16 protein-coding genes and 1 pseudogene are annotated in these 18658 nt (G+C 37.5%); 4 read left to right on the forward strand and 13 right to left on the reverse strand.

The window, feature by feature from the left end:
• The first annotated feature begins 4 nt into the window (after window positions 1-4).
• The gene (locus tag JCM9157_RS10035; RefSeq protein ID WP_035664356.1) at window positions 5-541 is read left to right on the forward strand and encodes a transcription repressor NadR; all 537 of its coding nucleotides are present in this window, start codon (window positions 5-7) and stop codon (window positions 539-541) included.
• A 111-nt stretch (window positions 542-652) separates the two neighbouring features.
• On the opposite strand, the gene pheA is transcribed toward JCM9157_RS10035, so the two are convergent.
• From pheA to JCM9157_RS23355, 4 genes are all read right to left on the reverse strand, one after another.
• Window positions 653-1522, reverse strand: coding sequence for a prephenate dehydratase (gene pheA, locus JCM9157_RS10040; RefSeq protein WP_035664358.1), 870 nt, complete (start codon window positions 1520-1522; stop codon window positions 653-655).
• Between the two features lie 76 nt (window positions 1523-1598).
• Window positions 1599-2045 (reverse strand): transcriptional regulator ThrR, encoded by a 447-nt coding sequence (gene thrR, locus JCM9157_RS10045; protein WP_035664361.1) that lies wholly within the window; start codon window positions 2043-2045, stop codon window positions 1599-1601.
• A gap of 634 nt (window positions 2046-2679) precedes the next feature.
• Complete coding sequence (obgE, locus tag JCM9157_RS10050; RefSeq protein WP_035664363.1) at window positions 2680-3963, reverse strand: GTPase ObgE; 1284 nt, start codon at window positions 3961-3963, stop codon at window positions 2680-2682.
• A gap of 12 nt (window positions 3964-3975) precedes the next feature.
• Entirely contained in the window at window positions 3976-4506 is a 531-nt protein-coding gene (locus tag JCM9157_RS23355) for a Spo0B C-terminal domain-containing protein (RefSeq protein WP_052013062.1), read from the reverse strand.
• Window positions 4507-5077: 571 nt separating this feature from the next.
• On the opposite strand from JCM9157_RS23355, the gene JCM9157_RS23945 reads away from it, so the two are divergent.
• A complete protein-coding gene (locus JCM9157_RS23945; RefSeq protein WP_148296846.1) occupies window positions 5078-5212 on the forward strand; it encodes a YrzI family small protein in 135 nt (44 codons plus the stop codon).
• Window positions 5213-5341: 129 nt separating this feature from the next.
• Window positions 5342-5485 (forward strand): YrzI family small protein, encoded by a 144-nt coding sequence (locus JCM9157_RS23950; RefSeq protein WP_081734127.1) that lies wholly within the window; start codon window positions 5342-5344, stop codon window positions 5483-5485.
• 96 nt (window positions 5486-5581) lie between these two features.
• Here the strand turns inward: JCM9157_RS23950 and JCM9157_RS10060 are convergent, their stop codons facing one another.
• The 8 genes and pseudogenes from JCM9157_RS10060 to hemE all read right to left on the reverse strand — a co-directional run bounded on the left by JCM9157_RS10060 (window position 5582) and on the right by hemE (window position 15158).
• Entirely contained in the window at window positions 5582-7036 is a 1455-nt protein-coding gene (locus tag JCM9157_RS10060; protein ID WP_035664365.1) for a CoA-acylating methylmalonate-semialdehyde dehydrogenase, read from the reverse strand.
• Between the two features lie 30 nt (window positions 7037-7066).
• Complete coding sequence (locus JCM9157_RS10065; RefSeq protein WP_035664366.1) at window positions 7067-8392, reverse strand: GntP family permease; 1326 nt, start codon at window positions 8390-8392, stop codon at window positions 7067-7069.
• Between the two features lie 25 nt (window positions 8393-8417).
• Complete coding sequence (locus JCM9157_RS10070) at window positions 8418-9605, reverse strand: iron-containing alcohol dehydrogenase (protein WP_035664368.1); 1188 nt, start codon at window positions 9603-9605, stop codon at window positions 8418-8420.
• A gap of 161 nt (window positions 9606-9766) precedes the next feature.
• Window positions 9767-10237, reverse strand: coding sequence for an AAA-type ATPase lid domain-containing protein (locus JCM9157_RS26040; protein WP_369384719.1), 471 nt, complete (start codon window positions 10235-10237; stop codon window positions 9767-9769).
• Window positions 10226-11547 (reverse strand): annotated as a pseudogene (locus JCM9157_RS25285) (sigma 54-interacting transcriptional regulator); the annotation flags it as partial. The pseudogene JCM9157_RS25285 and the gene JCM9157_RS26040, both read right to left, overlap by 12 nt.
• A 212-nt stretch (window positions 11548-11759) precedes the next feature.
• The gene (hemY, locus tag JCM9157_RS10080; RefSeq protein WP_035664369.1) at window positions 11760-13163 is read right to left on the reverse strand and encodes a protoporphyrinogen oxidase; all 1404 of its coding nucleotides are present in this window, start codon (window positions 13161-13163) and stop codon (window positions 11760-11762) included.
• 5 nt (window positions 13164-13168) lie between these two features.
• Window positions 13169-14101 carry a ferrochelatase gene (gene hemH, locus JCM9157_RS10085; RefSeq protein ID WP_035664371.1) on the reverse strand — a complete coding sequence of 311 codons (933 nt, stop codon included), beginning with the start codon at window positions 14099-14101 and terminating at the stop codon, window positions 13169-13171.
• 10 nt (window positions 14102-14111) lie between these two features.
• The gene (gene hemE / locus JCM9157_RS10090; RefSeq protein WP_035664372.1) at window positions 14112-15158 is read right to left on the reverse strand and encodes a uroporphyrinogen decarboxylase; all 1047 of its coding nucleotides are present in this window, start codon (window positions 15156-15158) and stop codon (window positions 14112-14114) included.
• A gap of 261 nt (window positions 15159-15419) precedes the next feature.
• Here hemE and JCM9157_RS10095 point away from each other — a divergent pair, with 261 nt between their 5' ends.
• A complete protein-coding gene (locus tag JCM9157_RS10095) occupies window positions 15420-16322 on the forward strand; it encodes an EAL domain-containing protein (protein ID WP_035664374.1) in 903 nt (300 codons plus the stop codon).
• Here JCM9157_RS10095 and JCM9157_RS10100 read toward each other — a convergent pair.
• The gene (locus JCM9157_RS10100; RefSeq protein ID WP_439644340.1) at window positions 16303-18447 is read right to left on the reverse strand and encodes a transglycosylase domain-containing protein; all 2145 of its coding nucleotides are present in this window, start codon (window positions 18445-18447) and stop codon (window positions 16303-16305) included. The two genes, JCM9157_RS10095 and JCM9157_RS10100, sit on opposite strands and share 20 nt — an antisense overlap.
• Window positions 18448-18658: the final 211 nt, after the last annotated feature.

An 18658-nucleotide genomic window follows, 5' to 3' on the forward strand; every position in this document is an offset into this window, starting at 1 on the left:
AACTATGAATGAAGGAAAAAAAGTTCTTGGGGATGAACGGAGAGAATTAATTATTAAATGGCTTTCAGTGAATGATTCTCCTTTAACTGGAGGTGAATTGGCAAAACGAACAAATGTAAGCCGACAAGTAATTGTCCAAGATATCTCTATTTTGAAAGCTAGAAAACACCCAATTATCGCAACGGCTCAAGGATACATGCTAGTTAAGACCAACTTCACACCTAAAGTCAGTCGTATTATTGCTTGTAAACATTCACCTGAAGAAACAAAAGAAGAACTGTTCATTTTGGTAGATCACGGAGTTACCGTTAAACAAGTTATGGTTGAACACGCTATTTATGGTGAAATCACTGCTTCACTCATGTTATCTACTCGCCATGATGTAGAAGCATTTTGTCACAATGTAGAAAAAACAAAGGCAACCCTTCTATCCGAATTAACGGACGGTGTTCATTTACATGTGATTGAAGCAGACTCTAATGATCAACTCAATCAAGCTATTCAAGCACTAGATCATAAAGGATTTATTCTTAATGATTAATGCTGTAAAAGGAAAATAAAAAGAACAGCAATGGCTCCGCACGCTGCACGTTTTTATTTAGAACATTGTTTTTAGAATGACTCAAAAGTTTGAATAGCCTTTGAGTCATTCTTATTTTATTTTTGCCACATTTTTTTGAAATGAGTAGACCGGAAAACTTCCAAGAAGCTCTACCCCGCATCCAAGTGCTTTTATTTCAGACATGGCCCCAGGAATTAGAACATCATCCATTAACCCTTCTATATCAATAATAAAGAAATAGTTACCAAGTCCTGTTTTGGTAGGCCGCGATTCAATTTTAGTAAGATTTAATTTTCTCCAAGCAAAAGCAGATAAAACTTGATGCAATGCTCCTGAATAATCCGCTGGTAAAGTAACCATTAACATCGTCTTATCCTCTGTACGTTTTGATTCAACTGAATTGACTTGAACAGGCTGATTGCTTAATACTACAAAGCTTGTTTTATTATTAGAGAAATCATGTATGTTCGAATGAGTAATGTTTAAACCGTATTCCTTTGCAGCGAGCTCATTCGCTATAGCGGCAACACTAAGTTCAGGATGGTTATGAACAAAGTCAGCCGCAGCTCCGGTTGAATTCATGTATTCCCATTCAGCATCTGGATATTGTTTTAAAAGGAAATCATGACACTGCGCAATCGCGTGAGGATGGGAGACAATTTTATCTATCGTCTTTATGTCCACTCTGTTTGGATGAACAAGTAAGTGCTGCTCAATTGGAACCGTAATTCCCCCCACTATAGGCAGTCTCTGCTTATGAATTAAATAATCAAGAGTCATATTCACAGAGCCTTCAATCGCATTTTCAATTGGAACAACTGCTACATCCACTTTGCCTGCTTTAACTGCATCCATACAAGATGGAATGGTGCGAAAAGGTATAAACTCCCCTTTTTCAAAAAGTCCTTTTGCAGCCATTTCTGTAAACGTACCTTTTGGCCCTAAATAACCAATCTTCATCTCTAACCTTCTCCTCCTAGTCCATCATCAAATTCTAGCTCATTATTATTTTGTCGTTTAGCTTTGAAACATAAAGTTATGAGCCCGTTCCAACTATCTCGACTTTTTTAACTGCATCTAACTCCTCAAGCCAGTCCATTAAAGCATCTAAATCTAATTTCATCGGTGATGTGTCAATGGATATCGTCATATGAGCTCTTCCTTGTAAAGGAATCGTTTGGTTAATAGTTAGCACATTTGCACCCGTCTCAGCTACCTTACTTAAAAGCTGAGATAAAGAACCAGATCTATCGACTAAAATAATAGATAGCGTAATAATCTTCTCTCTAACCATTGTATGAAAAGGAAATATTCCGTCTTTATATTTATAAAATGCACTACGACTCAATCCCACAATATTAACAGCCTCATTTATTTTCTTCACTTTTCCTGAGTCAAGTAGCTCTTTGGCAGCTAGCGTTTTCTCCATTGCGTCTGTCAGCATATCTTCTCTTACTAAATAAAATGATTTCCTTGTTGTCATAGTTTATTCACCTCTTTCTAGTTGCACTTATCCTCCCATTATAGAATTGACGAAACTTTTTGACAACAACTCTTCACAAAATTGTCTACTAACAATGAAAATTTGTCCCTTCGTAAGAGACAGTTTGCATTTTTTTGTGGTGTATGAAATGCGGCGAGTTTATGAGGATTCGGAAGGCAATGTCGGACGGGATTGCTGAGATGAACGGACACCAGAGCCCTTATATTAGTTAAATAGGTTATTTTTTAGATGGGAGAGGACTGTAGAGCTCTATTCATCTAATATGGAATCATATTTTAGTGATTTTCAGGCAATAAGAGCTTCTGGGTCCTCTAAGCCTGCCAAAAGAGTTGTTTTTTCAGGAATAAGGTATTTGGTGTCCACACATGTTCAAACGCTCATTGCAACGGTTTAAAGCCAAAAGGAAAATCACCTTTTGGCTTTTCAATTCATGCATCATTTTCTCAAAGATCTTCACTCTTTAACCTTAATAAGTGCGAACATCTTTGCAATGGCTTCTCTCGCTGCGCGCCTTTTATAAGAAGTTCGCTTATAAAAGGCTTAAGAGCTTGCAGCGGTTTCGCTCATTGCAACGGTTTAAAGCCAAAAGGAAAATCACCTTTTGGCTTTAAACCTAGTCAATAAATTCGAATTCGAATTTCATGATTCTGACTAGGTCTCCGTCTTTTGCTCCTCTTTCTCTTAGGGCGTCGTCAATACCCATTCCGCGCATTTGTCTTGCGAAACGTTTGATTGATTCTTCGCGTGAGAAATCAGTCATTTTAAATAGTTTTTCTAATGGTGCTCCTGATAAAACGAATGTTCCGTCGTCGTCTCTCGTTATGACAAACGGAGTCTCTTGTTTTTCATGACGATAGATAACACGTGTTGTGTCCTCAACTTCTTCATGAAGTGGAAATTCAGGAGTTTCTTCAATTTTATCAGCAATCGTTAGGAGTAGATCACGTAATCCTTGTTTTGTGATAGCTGAAATTGGGAAAATTGGGTAGTCATCCTTAAATTTCTCTTTGAACAGTTTTAAGTTCTCTTCTGATTCAGGCATATCCATTTTATTAGCAACAATCACTTGTGGTCGTTCCATCAGACGTAGGTTATACTGTTTTAACTCTTCATTAATTAACAGATAATCTTCGTAAGGATCTCTTCCTTCTAACGCTGACATATCAATAACATGGACAATGACTCTCGTCCGTTCGATATGTCTTAAAAATTGATGACCTAGTCCAACTCCTGCATGAGCGCCCTCAATTAATCCTGGCAAGTCAGCCATAACGAAACTGCGATTATCATCGGTTTCAACTACACCAAGGTTTGGAGTAATAGTAGTGAAATGATAGTCAGCAATTTTTGGTTTAGCCGCTGAAACAACAGAAAGTAGCGTTGATTTACCAACACTAGGAAAACCTACTAAGCCAACATCAGCCAATACTTTCAATTCTAAAATAACGTCTCTCTCTTGACCTGGCTCTCCATTTTCAGCAATTTCTGGTGCAGGGTTAACAGGCGTAGCAAAACGAGTATTTCCACGTCCACCACGCCCCCCCCTTGCAATAACCGCTCTTTGACCATGCTCAGTTAAGTCTGCTATGACTTGTCCAGATTGATCGTCAATGACGGTTGTACCAGGCGGGACTTTAACGATCATATCTTCTGCATTTTTACCATGCTGATTTTTAGGACGTCCATGTTCACCACGCGGTGCTTTGAAATGGCGCTTATAGCGGAAGTCCATTAAAGTGCGCAGTCCTTCCTCTACTTCAAAAACAACACTTGAACCTCTTCCGCCATCTCCTCCAGCAGGTCCACCATCTGGAACATATTTTTCTCTTCGGAAGGAAACTTGGCCATTACCGCCGTCTCCCCCTTTAACATATATTTTGACTTTATCAACAAACATTTCTTCTTCACCTCAGCTTCTCGCAAATCTTGCTACAAGAACACATTCCTGTTCATTCCATTCAACAAGGTTCACAATTGACTCCCTTTCCAATTTAAATCGTTGCCAATCTACTTTTTTCTGCAAAGCCCCTTGAAAATCAAAGGTAACCTCACAATATTCTTCAGTAAATAAAAATGTAATGAGTAAATTGTTCTCAGTATCTATCGTACAATCATTAGTTAGTTTCTCCGTAATTTCTTCACATAATCGCAAAAGTTGTACTTCTTTGTTTTCAAGTGAAAAAACCTCTCCAGCTACATCAAGCTCTAACTTTATATTGTTGCTGAACCAATTATACGTTAATAGAAAATACACAACACTTGGTGCTTGTATTTCTGAAATCTTACTTTCACAGATCGATTGTTGGGTCACCTGATGAATGATCTCTTCGATTCGATCATAACGTTTCAGTGCTAAGTTTCCTTTTATTAACTGCATAACGTTCAACCAATCATGACGCGTTTGCCTAAGCGCCTGTAATACATCTAATTGGTTAGTCATTTCAGTTCTCTCCTCATCCTTCCAAAAAATAGATAAACTCGTTCATATTATTTACATGGATTATCTTACCACAAAGTAAGCAATAGAAACCATGTTCAGTACGATTCACTCGTAGCTAAATAATTTTATAGTATATCTACAATATCAAAACTAAGAATAAATTCAATGAAACCAAATTCCTCGAACACATAACAGAAAATTTTGTCAATGGACTTTTGAAAAAAATCAAAAAAAATTCACAAATCCCATTTACTTTTTGCCAAACTTTGGATATAATTCCTTAAGAAAACAAATTTATGAATCTAGGAGGCTGAACATTATGTTAAAAACGACATTAAAAAATCCATTAACTTCATATTTATTACGTTCAGTGCTTACTAGTCAATCGCTCAAAAAGTAATTAATTGAGATCACTTCAAGCACAGGAGAACGTAACCCCTGTGACTTTATATATAAACGTCTACTATCACAGGGACCCGTTTCCCTGTGCTTTTTTGTGTCCATTTCCACTTACAATATTTGGGATTGGGTTTGTTTTCTAAATTTCTTAATGAAAGGTGGTGATTTTAACATGACTTTTACGTTTTTACTTTTCACGATTTCAATAAAAAAACGTGAGTACACTGGCGAACAATTAGAACGTTTAGTACGACAACAGAAACTACAAGAATATCACGATCAACAAGTACACAAATTTATGAACTAAACAATTAAAAATAACACACAAGGAGGTAATAACATGATTTTTCTAAAAGGCTTAATGTTGCAAGGTTGGTACGAACAGGTGAAAGGCCTCACCTGACTAATTACAAAAATGGATTAGGAGGCATTAACAATGACATTTCATTTTATTCTTTTTACAATTACAGTAAAAAAACGTAAATATAGCGGGAAAGAACTTGAACAAATTGTCAAACAACAAAAATATCAAGACGAACATCAAGATCGAGTTTCACGATTACAAAATTGGAACAACTAATATAAAAAGGGGTAGCCCAAAAAGGTTTTTTACCTTATGGGCTATCCCTTTAATAATGTATAGAGTTAAGTAATTTGCGAACAAACTTTAATTAAATTAGTAACGAGCCGTTAGCATCTTTCTTCTTGTGTAAAAGTTAACACCGTCCTTGCCGTTGGCATGCAAATCACCGTAAAATGAATTCTTCCATCCTGAGAATGGGAAGAACGCCATTGGTGCCGGAACATTTACATTCACTCCAAGCATTCCAACCTCAATATCTTCACGGTATTGACGAATAGCTGCTGCACTATCTGTATAAAGAACAGATCCATTTCCGAAATCAGATTCATTTGTCACCTCTATCGCTTCCGTTAAATCTTTAACTCTTACAATTGATAAAACTGGAGCAAATATCTCCTCTTTCCAAATATCCATTCCCGTTGTAACATGGTCAAAAATAGTTGCCCCTAAGAAATAACCGTCTAACCCTTGACCATCTTGACGTCCATCACGTATAAGCGTAGCTCCTTGTTGAATTCCCGCTTCAATCGCCTGATTCACTTTATCTAGATGCGACTGACGGATAACTGGTCCTAGATTAACAGATTTATCACAACCATCACCAAGAACTAATTGATCGGCTGCATCCGTTAATTTAGAAATTAATTCATCGGCAATATCCTCTGTAACGACTACAACTGATGTTGCCATACAACGTTGCCCAGCACTTCCAAACGCCCCTCCAACAATGCCTTGTACGGTTTTTTCCATATCACAATCCGCAAGAACAATAGAGTGATTTTTAGCTCCAGCTAACGCCTGAACTCTCTTTCCATAACTAGCCCCTGTTTTATAAACATATTCAGCAACTGGTTGTGATCCAACAAACGAAATCGCGTTTACATTCTTATGTTCAAGTAATCCATTTACTACATCATGAGCTCCGTGAACTAGATTTAACACACCTTTTGGCAATCCAGCTTCAGTAAATAACTCTACTAAGCGTTGTGCAAGTAATGGTGTTCTCTCAGAAGGTTTTAACACGAACGTATTTCCACAAGCGATTGCTAGCGGGAACATCCAGCATGGAACCATCATCGGGAAATTGAATGGTGCAATACCACCTACTACACCCACTGGATAACGATACATCGTGGATTCAATCCCTGTTGCAATATCAGGTAATACATCTCCCATCATTAAGCTCGGTGCCCCCGCAGTAAACTCTACACACTCGATTCCACGTAGGACTTCTCCGTAAGCATCGTCATAGCACTTTCCATTTTCTAAAGTGATTAAGTTGGCAAGCTCCTCATAATTATCTTGCAAAAGTTTGTGGTAAGTAAAAAGAATTCTTGCTCTTTTTGGCACCGGCGTTTTTTTCCATGTTTTAAAAGCTTCTTTTGCTGTTTGTACAGCTAAATCAACGTCTTCCTTTGTTGATAAAGGGACTCTTGCAATTTCTCCTCCTGTAGCAGGGTTCGGGACAATCTCAAATTCAGAAGAATTAGAAGCTACCCAGTCACCATTAATAAAATTTCTAAGAACTGTTTTCGTTTGAACTGTCATGATTAAAAACTCCTTTTTTTATGATCTTATTTAGAATATTGAGTACAAAGCTATCGCTAAAATAACCGCAATCGTTGGCAAAATAACACTCACACACAAAATGGGTAAATACGCTTTTTTGTGCGTTTCCCCGCAAATAGCCCTAACCGTTGTTACGACATAACCGTTGTGAGGTAAGGAATCTAAACCACCAGATGCTAATGCAGAAACACGATGCATAGAACCAGGATCTATTCCTTTCGCTAGGTAAATAGGAGCTAATAATGGTAATGCTATTCCTAAACCACCAGAAGCAGAACCGGTGAGGCCGCAAATAATCGTTACCCCGATAGCTAATCCAAGTAAAGGCGGTCCAGAAATATTCACTAGAGCATTAATAAATGTATCAAACGCTGACACTTGAGCAGCTACACTACCAAAACCAACAACCGCACAAGTATTAGCAATAGCAACCAATGAATTTTGTGCTCCAACAGCTAAAGAATTCCAATACTCTTGGACAAATTTAAAGTTAAATCCCCAAACTGAGAGGATACCAAGCACTAGTGCAACGAGTGCTGCAGTTTTCGGAGCCATATAAAATGAAAGTATATTTAAAACTAAGATAACGATTGCAAGAGGAAGAATAGCAAAGACAACATTAGGTAATTTTTTCTCCTCTGTTGTTGCGGCAATTTCATCAACTTTTTCAGCTGAGTAAAACGGACTTGCTTTTGGTAATTCAAACGTTTCTCCATTTGCTACTGCTTTTCTAACTAGAAAGCGCAACCATAAACCACCGACTGTTGCAATAAACACTCCCATTACTACCCCAACCCACCCACCTGCAGTTGGTGTTGTGCCGAAAAATTCTGTTGGAATTAAATTTTGAATTTCAGGTGATCCAGGTGATGTCATCGTAAAGGAGATAGAACCGAACACTAGCGCAGCTGGTATGAAACGATGCGGATAATTAGCTAATCTGAATAAAGAGACTGCAATCGGATAAACAGTAAATCCAACAACAAACAAACTTACTCCACCGTACGTCATAATCGCACATGCACTAACTACCGCAAACACTGCCCACTGCGGACCTAGCGTACGACTAACCCAATCTGCAATTGATTCAGCTGATTTCGTATCCTGCATGACTTTTCCAAAGATGGCTCCAAGTAAGAAGATTAAAAACCACGAAGCGAAATACCCAGTAAAACCATCCATATAAAAACCAGTCATCGCTGTGTTCAAATCAAGTCCTCCGGTTAAAGCAAGTAAAACAGAGCAAATCAAAGCCGCGATAATGATATTTACACCTTTCATCGTTAAAAAGATCAGTAACCCCAGTGCAACAAATAACCCTATCATACTTAACATTGATACTCCTCCTGAAATGAAAGTCTTACACTTTCTTCAACTCATACTCGAATGTAAAAGCATGTCGATACAATGAAATAATGTCATTTTTATCAGGAACTTTAGGGTTGTTAGCAGGACTACCACTATCTAGCGCATCTTTAGCCATTTTTCCTAACACTTGCTCAAAGGCTTCTCTATCAACACCCCACGTCTTAATATTTGGTATATTCAGTTCTTGACATAACTTCAAAATATTCGTAACTAATTTGTTTGCTAAATCAATTTGTGAGAACCCTTTCAAATCTGGATACAAATAACTTGCTATCTCAGCCAACCTAGGGATACATGAACTTTTGGTGTACTCAAGCACACTCGGTAATAACATTGCATTTGAAATACCATGTGGCACATGAAATAGTGCACCTAAAGGTCTAGACATACCATGAACTAAACAAACAGAGGAGTTTGAGAAGGCAATTCCAGCCTGCATCGCCCCATAAATCATGTTATTTCTAGCTTCTACATTAGACCCATTGTGGTAAGCATCAAGAATATTTTCTGTAATTAATTTGATCGCAGAGAGAGCCATATGATCTGTGAAAGGATGGGCTTTCTTTGAAATATAAGCTTCTAAGGCATGTGTTAATGCATCAATTCCTGTCGCTGCTGTTGTATTTTTAGGTGAAGAAATAGTTAACACTGGGTCAACAATAGCTATCTCAGGCATAAAAGCAGGTTGCTTGATCATCATTTTCACATCATTACTTGTATTTGTGATTACTGTAACGTCGGTTGCCTCAGAACCGGTACCCGCAGTTGTCGGAATGGTAATGAGAGGTAATGGCTTAACCGTAGCAAGCGTTTTCAAATTCATGTAATCACTTATATCCCTACCATTTGTCGCTAGAACAGCAACAGCTTTTGCCGTATCAATACAACTTCCGCCCCCCAAGGCTATAACTACGTCACAACACTCATCTTTAGTTAAAGCTAAAGCTTGGTAAACGTACTCATCAGTTGGTTCACTCGCAACATCTAAATAGTCTACGAATTCTACCCCTGCCTCTCTTAAATAAACATGACACTTCTCTAAATTTCCTAGCTGCTCCATAACGTGATCACTTATAATTAAAGCTTTCTTTCCTAGTTTGCTAGCTTCCTCACCTATCTTTTTAAAGCTTCCTTCTCCGTAAAAAATACTTTTAGGCAAATGAACAGTCGAAACACTCATTTAAAAAATTCCCTCCCTTTTCGTTTCAACTTTTTATAATGCAAAACTCGTGCCAACTTTTATCATGTTGAAAATACGTCACCTTTCCAGCAACAGAAACAAAAAAGTGTAGAAAAAAATCTACACCTTAGAACAACAATGTAGATTTTTCCCTACATTTATTACTCGAGCTCATTTAATTTTTTATAAAGAGTAGTCCTATGAATTCCCAACCTCTTTGCTGCTTTTGTCTTGTTACCTCCAACTTCAGTTAAAATTCTATGAATTGCATCACGTTCATACTCTACTCTTTCAGACTTCAAGCTTGGTTTCTTATTTATACTTAATGGTTGAGACCTTACAGCATCAGGTAAATCGTTAACCGTGATTTGCTTCCCATCTACAAGGGTTACAAGTTGTTCTGCCGTATTAACGACTTGACGAATATTCCCTGGCCAGTCATAAGACTTAATTCGTTCAAGAACAGAATCTGCGATACTCTTTTCGTTAATCTTATATTTCTCATAATATAGCTTTAAATAATGAGCAAATAGGATCGGAATATCTTCCCTTCTTTTTCTTAACGGAGGAATCGTAATGTGTATCACATTTAAACGATAATACAAGTCTTCTCTAAACGAACCTTCGTTCACTCGCTCAACTAAATTCTGATTTGTAGCAGCTATAACTCGTACATCTATGGGAGTTGAAGTAGCCCCTCCAACCCTTACTACCTCTCTTTCTTCTAAAACACGCAAAATTTTTGTCTGCATCTGCTTAGGCATATCACCAATTTCATCTAGAAAGATAGTTCCTGTATCTGCTAATTCAAATTTTCCTTTGTTTCCTCCTTTTTTAGCCCCCGTGAACGCACCTTCTTCATATCCAAATAACTCCGCTTCAAGTAAATGTTCAGTATTGCAGCACAATTTAAAGCGATAAACGGCTGTTCTGAACGGTAACTATTTTGGTGAATGGCTCTGGCAAACACTTCTTTACCAGTCCCACTTTCCCCAGTTATTAACACTGTTGCGTTTGTTTTGGCTGCTTTAAAAGAGATTTTTTTACAGGCAGTAATTTCTTTACTTGTTCCTAGAATTTGATCTAATGTATTAGCATTTTCCTTGTTCTCAAGAAGCTTTGTTTTTGCAAGTTTTGGTTGCTGTTTAATCACTTTTGACTTTGTCGCATTTTCTAGTATTCGATATAATTCACTTACACCTTCAAAAATTAACATGCCGATTGCACCAATTAGTTCATCATTTTGCCAAATCGGGATACGATGTACAATCATTTTTTGCCCCTTAATCGTTTGAACCTCTCCTCTTTGCGGAATGCCTGTTTTAGCTGTAAGGTGTAATTGAGTGTTATCAATCACTTCTGTCACATGCCTTCCTACTACCACTTCATCTTGTATCCCTAAAAAATTTCGATACGCTGTATTCATTTTAACGACGAAGCCATTTCGATCTACTAAAGCAACACCTTCATATGCGATATCTAACACCACATCTATCACATTAACGTTGTGCTGTATGGATTGGATTAAGAATTCTTGAGCTTCTATTATTTCCTGTTTTCCAAGAGAACCAATGATTTTGTTTTGTTCATTCAGAACAGCAACGACCGATTGGTTTGGGGTAAATTCTACTGATAAAATAGGTGTATTTTCATAAATGGTACTTGCTCGCTCCAACATGGTATGATCCATTTTGTCTTCTAACGATTTTCCCTCAAGTAAGAGTTGATAGATGGATTGATTAGACATTGCACCTACTACCTGATGTTCTTTATCGATAAGAAGAAGATCAGTATTTTTACATTTCATTACTTCAATAAATTCTTGAATCGTTTGATTATCAAATAGAAGGAAGTGCGGGGGAGACATCCAGTTTTGAACGAATAATTCTGACTGTAAATCATTTTCATCAATTAAGCTAAGTTGATCCACGTGATTTAACATCTTCTCAAGCTCCTTTGCAACTCTAGCTAACACACAATCAAAAAAAGTTAAATTTTAACAGCTATTTTAAGTAAAGATTGTTGCTATAAATTTGTAATTTTCATAGTGACAGAGAAAATAAAAGCTTCGAATTCATCCTATTAAAAAAGAGGATAACAAAACCGTAACTTACCAATAATGGCAAAATACGTTCGTTATCCTCTCTTACTTTATCATTTTTTTAAAATTCGTTCTACAGCTGCTTCACCTTGATCAATACAATCCGGTAAACCAATTCCCTCAATTCCTCCACCTGCTAAATGAATTCCAGGAAGATTTCGAGCTAAGTCTTCTTTTATTTTGCTGATCTTAAATGTATGCCCGACATTATATTGAGGCATCGCTTCCTGCCAGCGTGTAACAACAAAAAATTCCGGATCTCCTTCAATTTCCATTACTTGCCTTAAATCATAAAGAACGGCTTTGACAATTTCCTCGTCAGATCTAGAGACAATGGCTGAATCACCAGGTCTACCAACATAAGCACGTAATAAACCATAGCCTGGAGGAGTTGAATGCTTCCACTTTTTATGCGTCCACGTGCATGCCGTAATAGCATGATTGCTTTTCTTCGAAACAACAAAACCAGTTCCATCGTGTGGAATCGTAATACGGTCTTCTTTATAAGCCATCGCTACCGTCGCTACCGTTGTTGTTTCCATATCATTAAGATATGAAAAGTAAGGATAATCAACCAACAGGGCAGCAGTAATTTTAGGAGGAGTTGTAACAATAACATCGTCGTACGTTTGAATAGAACCATCCTTAAATAACAAATGCAATTGATTGTCTTGCTTATAAATCTTCGTAATATGACTATTTTTATGAACGGAACCTGCTTCTAGTTTTGATTCTATCGCTTCCACAAATGATTGTAAGCCGTTGCGGAATGTTAAAAACATTCCTTTGGACTTTGTCTTTTCAACCTTCGGACCCTGCTTTGCTCTTGATGCTTTCATTCCCCGGATCAAACTTCCGTGCTTCTGCTCTACTTGTTGGAATTGAGGAAAAGTAGCCTTTAAACTTAATTTATCAAGATTTCCTGCGTAAATTCCAGACAAAAGCGGTTCTATTAGGTTATCTACTACTTCATTACCAAGTCGGCGACGAAAGAAGTGCCCTAAAGATATATCTTCGTCTTTGGCTGTAAAGGATGGATAAACAAAATCAGTAGCCGCTCTTAATTTTCCGAGTGGTGAAAGAAGCTGGGTATAAATGAACGGTTTGATTTCAGTAGGAATTCCCATAATAGCTCCACCTGGAATCGGATATAACCTATCACCTTTTAACACGAATGCTTGCCCGGTGTCATTAGGAAGAAGGTCATCCTCGATCCCAACATCTTTAGCTAATCGGGTCATGCTTTCTTTCCGAGCGAGATATGAATCTGGTCCGCGTTCAATAACAAACCCGTTTTTCCGTTCCGTTTGGATCTTCCCACCTAATTGACTTGATTTTTCATAGAGATCATACTCCAAATTAAAACCTTGCTCTTTCGCTCTTTCAAGTTTACGCGCTGCTGCTAGCCCTGTTATTCCACCACCGATAACAGCGATTCTTCTTGTTTTCGTTTCCAAAGACCTCACTCTTTCCTTGCAAGCTTTTTTTTCACAACGGTTGCTAAGCAATCAAGAAATTCAGGTTTTGCATTTGGCATCTCAGGACGATAATAATTAATCCCAAGTTCATCTGTAACTACTTTACATTCTATATCGTTATCAAAGAGAACCTCCAAGTGATCTGCGACAAACCCAACTGGACAATAAACCATAGACGTATACCCATGCTTTTCATAAAGGTCTCTAGTTAGATCTTGAACATCCGGACCAAGCCAAGGATCGGGCGTATTCCCTTCACTTTGCCATCCAATTGTATAGTTCTTAACCCCTGCTTTTTGGGCAATCAAATCAGCCGTTTCTTGTAATTGCTGAGGATAAGGATCACCCATTTGGATAATTTTCTCTGGTAAACTGTGAGCAGAGAAAATGACACATGCCTTGTCTTTATCTTGAATCTCGTTCATCGTTTGTTGAACTTGATCTACCCAGTAATCAATAAATTGAGGTTCATCATACCAGCTATCAACGCTATAAATGACTGGTCCAGATACATTTTCTGACTCTTCCTTCGCTCTGCCATTATAGGATTTCACGCTAAAAGTTGAGTAATGAGGAGCTAAAACAATACTAACCGCTTCCTCAATTCCATCTTCTTTCATTTGTTTAACAGCCTCTTCAATAAAGGGATCAATGTGTTTTAATCCAAGATACGTTTTAAATTCAATATCCTCAAATTCCTGATTAAGACGATCTTGTAACCCATAAGCTTGATCTTCTGTTATTTTCGCTAAAGGACTAATACCACCTATTGCTTCATAACGTTCAGTTAAATCATCTAATGCTTCTTGAGAAGGTTTTCTTCCTCTTCTTATATGTGTATAATACGGCTCAATTTCCTCTTTATTTCTAGGAGTTCCGTAAGCCATAACTAGTAAACCTATTTTCTTTTTAGTCATGTTCTACACCTCATTTTCCTAACTTATCGTATGAATACTCATGTACAAAAGCAGTTAATTTTTTTAATGTGTCTGGTTGCACTTCAGGAAACACTCCATGTCCTAAGTTAAAGATAAAATTAGGGTTTTTCATTCCCTGGTCAAGAATTTCTTTTGCACGCTCTTCAATAACATGCCATGGCGCAAGAAGAATTGCTGGATCTAGATTTCCTTGTACCGTTTTTTTAATTCCTAACTCTCTGGCTTCTTGAACGGATAAACGCCAATCAAGTCCAACTACATCTAATGGAAGATCATTCCATTCATTAGCTAAGTGACTTGCACCCACTCCAAACATAATGAGGGGAACATTCTCAGACTTTAATTCAGCAAAAATGCGGTTCATAACCGGTTTCACAAATGTGCGATAATCCGCTACATTTAAAGCGCCAACCCATGAGTCAAAAATTTGAATCGCTTGAGCCCCTGCAGCAATTTGAGATTTAATATATGTAATGGTCATTTCACCAAGTTTGTCCATTAATAAATGCCATGCTTCTGGTTCTGCATACATAAACGCTTTTGTCTTATTATAATTTTTGGAAGGACCTCCCTCGATCATATAACTCGCTAATGTAAAAGGCGCACCACCAAAACTGATTAACGGAACTGTTAGCTGTTCACGAAGTAACTTAATCGTATCTAACACATATGGAACATCTTGTTCTGGTGAGATTGTTCCTAATTTTTCTACGTCGGCTTTTGTCCGAATTGGATTATCAATTACAGGGCCAATTCCTGATTTAATCTCAACATCTACCCCAATAGCTGGCAATGGAGTCATAATATCCTTATACAAAATAGCAGCATCATTATTATACTGATCGACTGGTAATTTTGTAACATACGCGCACAACTCAGGCTGATGAGTGATTTCAAACAGAGAATATTCCTCTTTTATTTTTCTGTATTCTGGTTGAGACCTACCAGCTTGACGCATATACCAAACAGGTACATGATCATGCGCCTCTCCTCTACATGCTTTTAAAAATGTATCATTAAAGTTAGTTTGATTCATTTTGTCACTCCTTCTTCTTACTTATAAATCTTATTTTACTTGATCACGTTTCAAATTGCATTTTCTACAACCTTTACTATAATGACCGAATATCGGACTGTATAGCAAAACGCTTAAACTGTCATAAAATCGATAAATGTTCGTCTCTAATTAGACTTCGAATTAATGATAGATAATTAACCCAATTACCATTCAAATTACAATCTTTTTGATAAAATGAAACTCTGTAATTCCCAATATAATAAAAGTAGGAGGAACAATATGTATGACCCTTTAAACCCAATACTTTCACCTAAAAATATCTTTCCATACTTTCAGGCCATTATCGGCGAAAACCAGCATTCTATAATTGGATACGAAGTCTTAGGTCGATACAGAGATTCGAATAGAATCATTGTTAGTCTAGGTCCATTCTTTCACGATTCGTCGATTCATGTTAAAGAAAAAAGTCAAGTGGATCGTTGGATACGTTTAAAAGCGTTGAAATGTCTCCAAGTCTATACAAAGAAAGAGTCTTTGTATTTCTTTAATATAAGTCCAACCTTCTTTTCTTTTGAAGAGGATTGGTTATTTTATCAACAGTTGCTCTTTCAATTTCAAACGAATCCAGGTTTAAATCCAAAACAGATTGTGTTAGAAATTACTGAACAGAACATGAATAACCATTCGCAATTTAAAAACAGATTAATTAAATACCAAAAACTTGGATGCAAAATTGCGATAGACGACTACGGAAAAGGATTCAATAATTTGGAACGAGCTATGTTTTTACGTCCCGAAATTCTCAAGATAGATCTTCATTCCCTAAACGACACCATAAAGAATAAAACAGATAGAACTCCACTTGGTTATCTATCTGTCTTATCCAAGCAACTAGGAACCAAACTTTTATTCGAAGGCATTGAAACTTTGGAATTACTTCAACTAGCCCAAAACTATGGAGCCCACTACTATCAGGGTTATTTATTGGCAAACCCCGCACCTCATCGCCCTACTTCTCCTTACGGCTTAGCAAGAAATTTCAATTACACTCCCGAATCACGCTTCTCCTATCAACATCCCTCTACTGATTATGATCCATTTTTCAGTCACATATGTAAGAAACTACCTTTTTATTGTTCCGTATTTACATTTGTGATCAGTATTAATGTATACCCAATTTAAACTTCACTTCCGCTTTATTTGAACTCTCTCCTTCTTGTGCTGTAACGGAGTCAAATGGAACTACTTCATACATTTTTGAAGTAAATGGATTGGCACTACTGATGAAAAATTGTTGACCATTAATAACAGTCGCAATTCTCTTTCTCTCATCGTTGGTAATCTCATAAATATGATAATGAATTCTCTCATCATCATTTCCAGTCCACTCTAACAAAATACTTGAAAAACCTCTTCCACCTATTGAAAAGGTTGCTGTCAAAATGGTTTGATCAGGTAGTTGAACGGGTGGCTCTAACTCCTGTACATGTTCAGGCCTTTGAAAAGCTACTTCCCTTAAGTTTTGTGGTAGTTCATTGATCATTTCTTTAAATAAAACAGTAGGATACGTACTTCCACCTTTTAAATAACGCTCAGCAGACGTTACATCATACCCCATCCAAACAGATCCAACTACGGTTGGGGTATAGCCAACGAACCACGCATCCATAGTTGCTCCTTCAACTGGAGAAAAAGAAGATGTTCCTGTTTTCCCGGCTAATGGAGTAGTTACTTCACCAACCGAACCTGTTCCTTTATCAACGACTGCTTCGAGCATTCTAGTCATATACCAAGCTGTTTGCGGTGAAACTACTACTTGTTCTTCTAGCACTTCACCCTCTAGTTCCTCCCCATTCTGATCGTAGATTTTTTCAATAAAATACGGATCTATCCTTTTACCCTCATTGGCAAATACTCGATAAGAGGCTGTTAATTCTAAAGGGGTTACCCCTTTTGTTAATCCGCCTAGCGCAATCGCAAGTCCAGCGTCTTCAATTTCAAGTTTAAATGTTTTTAATGTCTCTACTGAATGATTTATCCCTAGTTCATTCAACAGCCAAACAGCAGGTGCGTTTGCTGAATATGTTAAAGCATCATACATCGTCATGGAGCCCGAATAAACTGAATTGTAATTCCGGGGTGAGTAGCCGTTATAATCAAGCAATTGATCTACTAATAACGTGTACGGGTGGCTTCCTTGTTCAAGTGCTGGAGCATAAACGGCCAAAGGTTTAAAAGCAGATCCCGGCTGACGTTTCACGTTCACTCGGTTTAACCCTCTTCTCACATACTCTCTTCCTCCTTGCACAGCCAAGACCCCACCAGTCTCGACATTCATTAAGACAATTGCAGCCTCTGCATCTGCATTTTCATTCGGTAAAAAGTTAGAATCCCTAATTTTTTCATACGACACTTCTTGCAAGGTCCGGTTGAGTGGTACAACAATTTGATATCCACCTGTTAATACCTCTTCATGCGTCAGATGAAAGCGTCTTTCTGCTTCATCAATAACCATATCAATATAAGTTAAGTAAGCATCATCATCTTGTGGCTTACGGTTAATAACAACCGTCTTTCCTCTTAATTGCTTGGCTTCCCCAGCCTGTAGTTTCCCTTGGTTTTCCATTACCGTTAGTACTAGATCACGTCTTTGTTTACTGCGTTCAGGATTAGTAATAGGCGAATAGGAATTAGGGGCTTTCGGCAGTCCAGCTAATAAAGCTCCCTCTTCAATCGACAATTCACTAACATCTTTGTTGAAATAAAGAGTTGAAGCAGCTTGAATCCCATATGCACCATGCCCGAAATAGATACGATTCAGATACATTTCCAATAATTCATTTTTGCTGTAGCGTCTTTCCAAATTCATAGCGATGAGCACTTCTTTTGTTTTACGTAGTAACGTTTTTTCATTTGTAAGAAAAACATTTTTAGCAAGTTGTTGGGTAATCGTACTTCCACCTTCGACTTTAGCTCCTGCTAAAATATCACGATACAAAGCCCGGCCAATAGATCTGAAGTCAATGCCTTGATGCTGACGAAAACGACTATCCTCTATCGAAATAAAAGCCTCCTGTACATGCTCAGGCACATCGTATATTGAAACGATTTCTCGATTTTCAATATACAGTTGTGAGATAACTTCTCCGTTTTGGTCTACTAAAGAAGTTGTCGCCTTCATTACTAGTTTTGAATCATTAATTGTCGTACCTGCTAAAATAATCATTAAATAAATAATAAGAGCTAATAAAATAGATCCTAAAACAGAAGCCAACAAGATTAACGCATTCTTTTTCACTACTAACACCTCCCTTCTCATTTACTATACCCGCTTATATACGGTTCATAACAGTTGCACAGCAAATCAATAGTAGGCTACACTATGCATACGTACAACCATACATTCGTTTTTATAATTTGACTCTTTTCGTAATGATTGTTGCTTTTTGAATATGGCTTCTGCTCATAGTGTAATGGAGCGGAAGCCACTCGACTCCTGCGGGATCAAGAGGTAGGGT

The organism is Halalkalibacter akibai JCM 9157, from assembly GCF_000513135.1.
GTDB lineage: Bacteria > Bacillota > Bacilli > Bacillales > Bacillaceae_D > Halalkalibacter > Halalkalibacter akibai.